Consider the following 9,735-nt stretch of genomic DNA (forward strand, 5'->3'; position numbering starts at 1 on the left):
CGACCTTGCCCGCGCCCGAGAGCCCGAAATGCCGGGCGATCTCGCGCTTGCCCACGATCGATGGGGAGGACTGGATGAAATCCAGGACATCGGCCTCGGCCGGGAGCCCTGGCATCTGCGGTGGCCATTTTGCCATGGCCGCAAGGCTTAGCCGGAAATGCGCCGGATTGCCACCCGTGGCAAACGGAAACCTGCCGTGAACCAATCTGTTGTTACATTGCTGATTGCGCTATGACCTCCCATATGAAGCAGGGAATCAATTGCTCTGGACTGGTGTGGTGAACAGGAAACAATATGCGGCACTGCCGTGGCGCCATGCCGGCGCTGGACGCGAGGTGCTATTGATTTCCTCCCGCGACACGGGGCGCTGGGTGATTCCGAAGGGCTGGCCCATCAAGGGATTATCGCCTGCGGAAACCGCGGCGCGTGAGGCCTATGAGGAAGCCGGGCTTGGCGGTCAGATGAGCAAGAAGCCCATCGGCGCGTTCGACTATGGCAAGCGCCTGGACAATGGCAGCGTTCAGCCCTGCCGGGTGGAGGTCTTCGGCCTCGAACAGATGGTGCAGCACCCGCAATGGCCGGAGCAGGGTCAGCGAATCCTGCAATGGTTTTCGGTTCCCGAAGCCGCCGAAGCTGTGGACGAACCGCAACTGAAGGACATCATCCGCAAGCTCGAATAGCTCCCGGCGCCGGGCGGGCAGTGCGCGTTCGTAACTGGGCCTTGACACAACCTAGCGTAAGGTACGATATGCTCATCTGGTGAAATCATTTGCTGGTGGACGCGATGTGCAGTGCCGCGAATGTCATCATCGAGAAGCGCAGGTCGCTCCGCAGGCGCGTGCTGAAGCGCGCCAAGGCTCTTCTGCACGACAACAAAACAGTTCTCGATTGTGTGATCCGGGATTTGTCGGATGAGGGCGCAAGGCTCCAGATCGAGCACGCCTCGACTCTCCCCAGGCTGTTCAGGCTTTCCAATATCAGCGATGGCGAGGTGAGGGAGGTGCGCGTCGTCTGGCGAAAGGACGCCATGGCGGGCGTTGCTTTCGTTACCGCGGAGGATACCGGAAGCGAATAACCATAGGTTGTTCTCTTTTCCGTATTGCTACCTGACGTTATGTCAGTTAAGCACTGTGCAGGATGGTTGCGATTCCATTAACTGGGTCGGGGGCCTCCTGGCAGAGGTGGAGCTGGACATGGACGGACCCGGTAATCACGCACAGCAAGCCGCAAACTGGATGCGCGCGGCAGGTTGCCCCGCGGACGCGGACCAGGTGGAGCGGCGCGCATCAGCCCGGAGCAGGATCCTGAAGAAGGGCAAGCTCATTCTTCCCAACAATATCTCGGTCTATGATTGCATCATCCGCGACATCTCCCAGACTGGCGCCCGCCTGACCTGCGAGCAGACCGGCCTGCTCCCCAATGAGTTGCAACTGATGTTCTTCGCCATCCGCGAGGTTCGCTATGTGCGCGTCGTCTGGCGCAGGCCGGGTGAGCTCGGGGTTGAGTTCCTCACCCCCGCGAGACCCGCGCCCCACCTTCTTCTCTGATCGAAACGCCGGTCTCCCTCGCCGCCAGGGGGCCACACCCGGTTGCGCGGGCGGTCCGGCTGGTGTTTAAGGCGCTCCATATCATCAAATGGATGCCGGTTGCCCCATGCTTGAGAAGACATTCACGCCCGCTGAAATGGAAGCCCGGCTCTATGCCGAGTGGGAGGCGCGGGGCTTCTTCAAGCCGGGCCGCAAGCCCAAGGCAGAGCCCTATACCATCGTGATCCCGCCGCCCAATGTGACGGGCTCGCTGCACATGGGCCACGCACTCAACAACACCATCCAGGACATCCTTGTGCGCTTCGAGCGCATGCGGGGCAAGGACGTGCTGTGGCAGCCCGGTACCGACCACGCCGGCATCGCCACCCAGATGGTGGTGGAGCGCCTGCTGCAGAAGGAAAACAAGACCGACCGCCGCAGCATGGGCCGCGAGGCCTTCCTCAAGCGCGTGTGGGAATGGAAGGAAGAATCGGGCGGCACGATCTCCCGCCAGCTCCGCCGCCTCGGCGCCTCCTGCGACTGGTCGCGCGAGCGCTTCACCATGGACGAAGGCCTGTCCAAGGCGGTGCTCAAGGTCTTCGTGCAGCTCTACAAGGACGGGCTGATCTACAAGGACAAGCGGCTGGTCAACTGGGACCCGAAGCTCCTGACCGCCATCTCCGACCTCGAAGTCGTGCAGAAGGAGGTGAAGGGTTCGCTCTGGCACCTCCGCTATCCGATCGACGGCACGGATGAATTCATCGTGGTCGCCACGACGCGGCCTGAGACGATGCTGGGCGACTCGGGCGTTGCCGTTCACCCTGAGAACGAGAAGCTGAAGCATCTGATCGGCAAGATGGTGCGCCTGCCGCTGGTGGGCCGTCTCATTCCCATCGTCGGCGACGACTACGCCGACCCGGAGAAGGGAACAGGCGCTGTCAAGATCACGCCCGCGCATGACTTCAACGACTTCGACGTGGGCAAGCGCCATGATCTGACGCAGATCAACGTGCTCGATCAATTCGGCAAGGTGACGCTCGAGGGCAATGCCGACTTCCTCGAAGGTTCTCAGGTGCCCGCCGAGACCATGGCGCTGCACGGGCTTGACCGCTTCGAGGCAAGGAAGCGCATCGTCGAGGCATTCGAGGCCTTGGGGCTTCTCGACAAGATCGAGCCGCACACCAACCAGGTGCCGCATGGCGACCGCTCCGACGTGGTGATCGAGCCATGGCTGACCGAGCAATGGTATGTGAACGCTGCCGAAATGGCCAAGCCCGCCATCGCCGCGGTGGAGAAGGGCGATACCAGCTTCGTTCCGAAGAACTGGGAGAAGACCTATTACGAGTGGATGCGCAACATCCAGCCCTGGTGCATTTCGCGCCAGCTGTGGTGGGGCCACCAGATCCCCGCGTGGTATGGGCCCGACGGCACAGTGTTCGTGGAAGAGACGGAGACGGCCGCGCTGGAGGCAGCCGCGCGCCATTATGGTTCACGCTTGGAGCTGACGCGCGACGAGGACGTGCTCGACACCTGGTTCTCATCCGCCCTCTGGCCGTTCTCGACGCTGGGCTGGCCGGAGGAGACGCCGGAACTCAAGCGGCATTACAAGACGGATGTTCTTGTCACCGGCTTTGACATCATCTTCTTCTGGGTTGCCCGCATGATGATGATGGGTCTGCACTTCATGAAGGAAGTGCCGTTCCACACCGTCTACATCCATGCGCTGGTCCGCGACGAGAAGGGCCAGAAGATGTCGAAGTCCAAGGGTAACGTCATCGACCCCCTGGAACTGATCGACGCCTATGGCGCGGATGCGCTGCGCTTCACGCTGGCTGCCATGGCGGCACAGGGGCGTGACATCAAGCTCGCCAAGTCGCGCGTCGAAGGTTACCGCAACTTCGGCACCAAGCTGTGGAACGCCGCGCGCTTTGCTGAGATGAATGGCGTGGCGCATGACCCGAACTATGATCCACTCGCCGCGCGCGTGACCGTCAACCGCTGGATCGCGGGCGAGACGGCGCGGGCAGAGGCTTCCGTGCGTCAGGCGCTTGCCGACTACAAGTTCAACGAGGCAGCAGCTGCGCTGTACCAGTTCGTGTGGAACGTGTTCTGCGACTGGTATCTCGAACTCATCAAGCCGATCCTCACCGGCACGGACGAGGCCGCCAAGGCCGAAACGCGCGCCACCACCGCCTGGGTGATGGACCAGATCCTGCTGCTGCTCCACCCCTTCATGCCTTTCGTGACGGAGGAGTTGTGGCAGCAGACGGGCAAGCGCAGCACATGGCTGATTGAGACTGACTGGCCCTCCTACAAGGGTGTGGGCGATCCCTCCGCCGACGCTGAGATGGAATGGGTCATCCGCTTCATCTCCGAAGTGCGCTCAGTGCGCGCCGAGATGAATGTCCCCGCCGGCGCCAAGATCGCCTGCGTGATCGTCAGTGCCAACAGCGAGACGCGCCGCCGGGCGGATGGCTGGGAAAACGAGATTATGCGGCTGGCGCGGCTCTCATCCCTCTCGTTTGAGGACCAGGTGCCGAAGGCCTCCGCGCAGATCGTGCTGGACGAGGCCACTGTGGCGCTGCCGCTCGAAGGCGTGATCGATTTTGGCGCCGAGAAGGCAAGGCTGGCGAAGGAACTCGAGAAGATCGCCAAGGATGTGGCCGCCATCGATGGCCGCCTCAACAATCCCGGCTTCGTCGCCAAGGCGCCGCCCGAGGTGCTGGAGGAGAGCCGGGACAGGAAGACCGAACTCTCTGCCCGCAAGGCGAAGGTCGACGAGGCGCTGGCGCGGCTGGGTTAGAGCATGAACGCCAAAAGTGGAAACCACTTTTGCGATAAGATCATGCTCAAGGAATTGATCTTGCGCGCGTGCTTTTCGACCAGGTGATTCCAGCTGGTCGGAACGCGCGCCAGGCATCACTAGGCTTTGCGCAGGTCCTCCTCGGCATGCTGGCCAATGAGCGCACCTTGATCTACGCGACCGGCGGTTTGAGCGCCACCGGTGAGGAAATCGAGATCACCAATTGCGAGGCGTTTTCAGCCTCTGCCCAGTGCGGCTATGATTCCATCGGCCATGCCGGTTGGCAGGTTGGCGCAGGCGTCGAGTACTTCGCCACCGACAGGGTGTCGGTCAAGGCGGAATATCTGTACGGCTGGTATGATAATGAAAAGCTGACTCTCGTGCGGGACGGGGCTGAAAGGCTTGAATCCGACAATGAGCTTCAGACGAACACCTTGAGGATGGGTGTCTCCTACCATTTCAACGGCCAATAACCGGCTTCACGCCGGTTGTCTCACAGGGCGAGCAGCGCCTTCACTGCTGTGATGGTGGCGAGCCCCGCCAGTACGACGAGCACGATCCGGCGGAAGCGTTTGGGGTCGGCGGTCTTGAAGCTCCTGGCGCCAAGCCACACGCCCGCGGCCAGCGCGGGAAGGAAGGCCAGCGCCAGGAGGCCGGACTGGCTGGTGACCAGCCCCTCCCTCGCCAGGAAGGCCAGCCCGACAAGGTCGGTGAACAGGAAATAGGCGATCAGCGATGCCCGGCCTGCCGCATGGCCGGCGGGGCTCGCAAAGTAAAACAGCACCACTGGCGGGCCACCCATGCCAAAGGCGCCATTGGCAAGCCCGGTGGCGGTGCCCACCGCCAGCGTGGCCGGGGCGGCGGGCATTTTCGTGAGAGAGAAGCCGCGCCACAGCAGGGCGGTCGCCGTCAGCACGAAGACCGATAGCGCCAGCGTCATCGGCGCCTGGGGGAAATTCGCCAGCGCGTGGACGCCAAGCGGCGTTCCGGCAACCGCTCCGACCATCAGAAGCCCGAGGGAGCGCCAATGCACCTGCCGCCAGATGGAGGGAAGCAGATGAAGGCTTGCCGCCACCTCGAGCAGGAATATGGCCGGGATCACCTGCGCGGGCGGAAAAAGAAGAGATAGCGCCGTGATGGAGAGCAGCGAGAAGCCGAAGCCCGAATAACCCCTGACGATCGCGGCAAGAAAAATGAAAGCCGAGGCGGCGGCAAGCGGCAGGAGGTCGGCAGGGGTCAAGGCGGCAATTCCTTCGATGCTGGAAGGAAATGCCCAATTGCTGCGCCCTGACAGAGCCAGTTCCGCCCGAACTAGTGGACGGGCGGACGGCCCTGCGGGATCTGGCCGTCAGGCTGGATCAGCCCGATGATGGCCCCCGCCGTGTCGCAGACCACCGAAAGGCGCCCGACACCCGGCAGGCGGAAGGCCGGCCGGAGGATTTCACCCCCTGCCTCCTCGGCACGCGTCTGGGCTGCGAGGATGTCTTCCACCTCCAGGTAAGTCATCCAATGGGTCGGGATGCCTTCGAACTCGGGCTCGGTCAGCTGGAAGATGCCGCCCACGGCGCGGCCCTCCTTGTGGGCCACCCAGTAACGCGTGCCATCCGGCAAGGTGGTGGGGTGGAAGTCCCAGCCCAGCGTCTCGTTGTAGAAGTGGCGAGCCTTTTCCGGCTCCCAGGTGTTCAGTTCGTGCCACCAGACCTTGAGCGGCGTGGATGTCATGCGATTCTCCCTTTCTGGTTCAGGGGGGAAGGGGGTTCAGTCGCCGTGGGTTGAGAGAATCAGTGCTGAACCCGGCATCCGTGTGGCAAGACCGGGATGGATTGTGGCGGATGGCCTGAAGAACAGCTATTCTTGGTGTGCGCCGCAACAATTTGGCTGCGAAAGCCGTTCAGCAGCCCCCAAAAGCTTCGATTTTCCCGCAAATTGGGGTTGACGGCGCGCGCTCCCCTCTGTAGATATCCGCACGCTTCCCAACGGCAGGCAGTCGGTGCTCCGCGCAACGAAACGCTTTCGAGGGCAGCGAAGAGAAAACATTCAAGGTCAAGACCCTGAGAGCCCTGCCGGTTCTAGGGTCCTCTGGTTTTGGAGCACTGCGCGATCCAAGAGCCCGGATCACGCTGGTGTTTTTTTTATGTGCAATCGGGTTCGAAGGTAGAGACCAGGCCACAATGCCGACGATCAACCAGCTTATTCGCAAGCCGCGCCAGGCGCCGACCTATCGTAACAAGGTCCCGGCGATGCAGGCCTGCCCGCAGAAGCGCGGCGTTTGCACGCGCGTCTACACCACCACGCCGAAGAAGCCGAACTCGGCGCTCCGCAAGGTGGCAAAGGTTCGCCTCACCAACGGCTTCGAAGTCGTTAGCTACATTCCGGGTGAGGGTCATAACCTCCAGGAACACTCCGTGGTCATGATCCGCGGCGGCCGCGTGAAGGACCTTCCGGGCGTGCGCTACCACATCATCCGCGGCGTGCTCGACACGCAGGGCATCGTCAAGCGCCGTCAGCGCCGTTCGAAGTACGGCGCGAAGCGTCCGAAGTAAGATCGGGGAGATCAGAAAATGTCGCGTCGTCATCGCGCCGAAAAGCGTGAAATCAATCCGGATCCGAAGTTCGGCGATCTCGTCGTCTCGAAGTTCATGAACAACCTCATGTATGAGGGCAAGAAGTCGGTTGCCGAAGGCATCGTCTACGGCGCCTTCGACAAGATCCAGGCGAAGGCCAAGGCGGACCCCATCCAGGTGTTCCACGACGCCCTCAACAATGTCGCTCCGGCCATCGAGGTGCGTTCCCGCCGTGTGGGCGGCGCCACCTATCAGGTGCCCGTCGAGGTCCGCACCGAGCGCCGCCAGGCGCTGGCGATCCGCTGGATCATCACCGCGGCCCGCAACCGCAACGAGACCACCATGGTTGACCGTCTGTCGGGCGAACTGCTCGATGCCTCGCAGAACCGCGGCACTGCCGTGAAGAAGCGCGAAGACACCCACAAGATGGCGGAAGCGAACCGCGCCTTCTCGCACTATCGCTGGTAAGAGATACAGGACACTAAGATTATGGCCCGCGTTCACGCCCTCGAGGACTATCGCAACTTCGGCATCATGGCTCACATTGATGCCGGCAAGACGACGACGACCGAGCGCATCCTCTATTACACCGGCAAGAGCCACAAGATCGGCGAAGTGCACGACGGTGCTGCCACCATGGACTTCATGGAGCAGGAGCAGGAGCGCGGCATCACCATCACGTCAGCTGCCACCACCGCTTTCTGGAACGGCAAGCGGATGAACATCATCGACACACCCGGCCACGTGGACTTCACGATTGAAGTCGAGCGTTCGCTGCGTGTGCTCGACGGTGCTGTCTGCGTGCTCGACTCGAACCAGGGCGTTGAACCCCAGACCGAGACCGTGTGGCGCCAGGGCGACAAGTACTCGGTTCCGCGCATTGTCTTCTGTAACAAGATGGACAAGACCGGCGCTTCATTCGAGCAGTGCATCAAGGACATCAAGGAGCGTCTCGGTGCGCGTCCCGTCCCCATCCAGCTGCCGATCGGCTCCGAGACCAACTTCAGGGGCATCATTGACCTCGTCCGCATGAAGGCCGTCGTCTGGGAAGACGAGGCGCTGGGCGCCAAGTTCCACGACGAAGACATTCCGGACGACCTCCTTGCTGCTTCCGAGCAGGCCCGCGCCGAGATGATCGAAGCTTGCGCCGAACTCGACGACCAGGCCATGGACGATTATCTCAATGGCAAGGAAATCGACAACCCGACCATCAAGAGGCTGCTGCGCAAGGCCGTTCTGACCGGCGCCTTCTTCCCCGTGCTGTGCGGCTCGGCCTTCAAGAACAAGGGCGTGCAGCCGTTGCTCGACGCGGTCGTTGACTATCTCCCGTCGCCGCTCGACCGTCCGGCCATTAAGGGCATCGACGCCAAGACAGGCGAAGAAACCACGCGCCCGTCGTCGGATACCGAGCCGCTGTCGCTCCTCGCCTTCAAGCTGATGGACGACCAGTACGGCATCCTGACCTTCTGCCGCATCTATTCCGGCGTCCTGCACAAGGGCACGGCACTCCTGAACTCTACCCGCGAAAAGACCGAGCGCGTCGGCCGCATGGTTCTCATGCACGCCAACAACCGTGAGGAAATCGCGGAAGCCTATGCCGGCGACATCGTCGCTCTCGTGGGCCTCAAGGAAACCCGCACCGGTGACACGCTGTGCGATCCCAACAAGCCCGTCATCCTCGAGAAGATGGAATTCCCCGATCCCGTCATCGAGATGAAGGTCGAGCCCAAGACCAAGGGCGACCAGGAAAAGATGGCCGTGGCGCTGTACAAGCTCGCTGCCGAGGATCCGTCCTTCCGCGTCTCCACCGACTCTGAGTCGGGCGAGACCATCATCAAGGGCATGGGCGAGCTTCACCTCGACATCAAGGTCGACATTCTGAAGCGTACCCACAAGGTCGAAGTTCAGGTTGGCGCACCGCAGGTTGCCTACCGTGAGGCGATCACCCGCAAGGTGACCAAGGACTACACCCACAAGAAGCAGACCGGTGGTACGGGCCAGTTCGCCCGCGTCATCCTCGAGATCGAACCCAACGAAGCCGGTGCTGGTAACGCCTTCGAGTCCCGCGTCGTCGGCGGCTCGGTGCCGAAGGAATATGTGCCCGGCGTCGAAAAGGGTCTGAACTCGGTTCTGTCCTCTGGCCCGCTGATCGGCTTCCCGGTCGTCGACCTCAAGGTTGCGCTGATCGACGGCGCTTATCACGAGGTTGACTCCTCCGCGATCGCCTTCGAAATCGCCACCCGCGCTGCGATGCGCGAAGCCTTCGAAAACGCTGGCGCTGTGTTGCTCGAGCCGATGATGAAGGTCGAAGTGACGTCTCCGGAAGAGTTTGTCGGTTCCGTGATCGGCGACCTCAACTCCCGCCGCGGCCAGATCGTCGGCACCTCGATGCGCGGCAACGCCAACATCATCAACGCGCTGGTGCCGCTTGCCAACATGTTTGGCTACATCAACAACCTGCGCTCTATGAGCCAGGGACGTGCATCCTACACGATGCAGTTCGACCACTATGCCCAGGTTCCGGGCCAGGTGGCCGAAGAGATCAAAAAGAAATACGCCTAATCAAGCTGAGAACGGAGACATCCGATGGCCAAAGAGAAATTCAACCGCGACAAGCCGCACTGCAACATTGGCACGATTGGTCACGTTGACCATGGCAAGACGTCGCTGACGGCAGCGATCACCAAGGTTCTGGCGGAGACGGGCGGTGCGACGTTCACGGCTTACGACCAGATCGACAAGGCGCCCGAAGAGCGCGCCCGCGGCATCACGATCAACACGGCCCACGTCGAATATCAGACGAAGGCCCGTCACTATGCCCACGTCGATTGCCCTGGCCACG

General features: G+C 62.1%; 11 protein-coding genes. 9 read left to right on the forward strand and 2 right to left on the reverse strand.

Features of this window, described 5'->3' with window-relative positions:
• Positions 1 to 278 precede the first annotated feature (278 nt).
• The 5 genes from ACILRA_RS14055 to ACILRA_RS14075 all read left to right on the forward strand — a co-directional run bounded on the left by ACILRA_RS14055 (position 279) and on the right by ACILRA_RS14075 (position 4,802).
• Positions 279 to 680, forward strand: coding sequence for an NUDIX hydrolase (locus ACILRA_RS14055; RefSeq protein WP_395662722.1), 402 nt, complete (start codon positions 279 to 281; stop codon positions 678 to 680).
• Between the two features lie 104 nt (positions 681 to 784).
• Positions 785 to 1,075: a PilZ domain-containing protein gene (locus ACILRA_RS14060; RefSeq protein WP_395662723.1), complete on the forward strand. Its 291-nt coding sequence runs from the start codon at positions 785 to 787 to the stop codon at positions 1,073 to 1,075.
• A gap of 118 nt (positions 1,076 to 1,193) precedes the next feature.
• Positions 1,194 to 1,547 carry a PilZ domain-containing protein gene (locus tag ACILRA_RS14065; protein WP_395662724.1) on the forward strand — a complete coding sequence of 118 codons (354 nt, stop codon included), beginning with the start codon at positions 1,194 to 1,196 and terminating at the stop codon, positions 1,545 to 1,547.
• Positions 1,548 to 1,653: 106 nt separating this feature from the next.
• The gene (locus ACILRA_RS14070; protein ID WP_395662725.1) at positions 1,654 to 4,329 is read left to right on the forward strand and encodes a valine--tRNA ligase; all 2,676 of its coding nucleotides are present in this window, start codon (positions 1,654 to 1,656) and stop codon (positions 4,327 to 4,329) included.
• A 68-nt stretch (positions 4,330 to 4,397) separates the two neighbouring features.
• Complete coding sequence (locus ACILRA_RS14075; RefSeq protein ID WP_395662726.1) at positions 4,398 to 4,802, forward strand: outer membrane protein; 405 nt, start codon at positions 4,398 to 4,400, stop codon at positions 4,800 to 4,802.
• A 20-nt stretch (positions 4,803 to 4,822) separates the two neighbouring features.
• On the opposite strand, the gene ACILRA_RS14080 is transcribed toward ACILRA_RS14075, so the two are convergent.
• Both ACILRA_RS14080 and ACILRA_RS14085 read right to left on the reverse strand, forming a co-directional pair.
• Positions 4,823 to 5,569 (reverse strand): sulfite exporter TauE/SafE family protein, encoded by a 747-nt coding sequence (locus ACILRA_RS14080; RefSeq protein ID WP_395662727.1) that lies wholly within the window; start codon positions 5,567 to 5,569, stop codon positions 4,823 to 4,825.
• 71 nt (positions 5,570 to 5,640) lie between these two features.
• Positions 5,641 to 6,051, reverse strand: a complete 411-nt coding sequence (locus tag ACILRA_RS14085) for a VOC family protein (RefSeq protein WP_395662728.1) — start codon at positions 6,049 to 6,051, stop codon at positions 5,641 to 5,643.
• Between the two features lie 449 nt (positions 6,052 to 6,500).
• Here ACILRA_RS14085 and rpsL point away from each other — a divergent pair, with 449 nt between their 5' ends.
• From rpsL to ACILRA_RS14105, 4 genes are all read left to right on the forward strand, one after another.
• Positions 6,501 to 6,872, forward strand: coding sequence for a 30S ribosomal protein S12 (rpsL, locus tag ACILRA_RS14090; protein ID WP_111200369.1), 372 nt, complete (start codon positions 6,501 to 6,503; stop codon positions 6,870 to 6,872).
• 18 nt (positions 6,873 to 6,890) lie between these two features.
• Complete coding sequence (gene rpsG, locus ACILRA_RS14095) at positions 6,891 to 7,361, forward strand: 30S ribosomal protein S7 (RefSeq protein WP_336910133.1); 471 nt, start codon at positions 6,891 to 6,893, stop codon at positions 7,359 to 7,361.
• A gap of 21 nt (positions 7,362 to 7,382) precedes the next feature.
• Positions 7,383 to 9,455 (forward strand): elongation factor G, encoded by a 2,073-nt coding sequence (fusA, locus tag ACILRA_RS14100; RefSeq protein WP_395662729.1) that lies wholly within the window; start codon positions 7,383 to 7,385, stop codon positions 9,453 to 9,455.
• A 24-nt stretch (positions 9,456 to 9,479) separates the two neighbouring features.
• The coding region (locus ACILRA_RS14105; RefSeq protein ID WP_395662730.1) for a GTP-binding protein at positions 9,480 to 9,735 on the forward strand (256 nt) is incomplete at its 3' end.

The organism is Aestuariivirga sp. (assembly GCF_044239095.1).
Classification (GTDB): domain Bacteria; phylum Pseudomonadota; class Alphaproteobacteria; order Rhizobiales; family Aestuariivirgaceae; genus Aestuariivirga.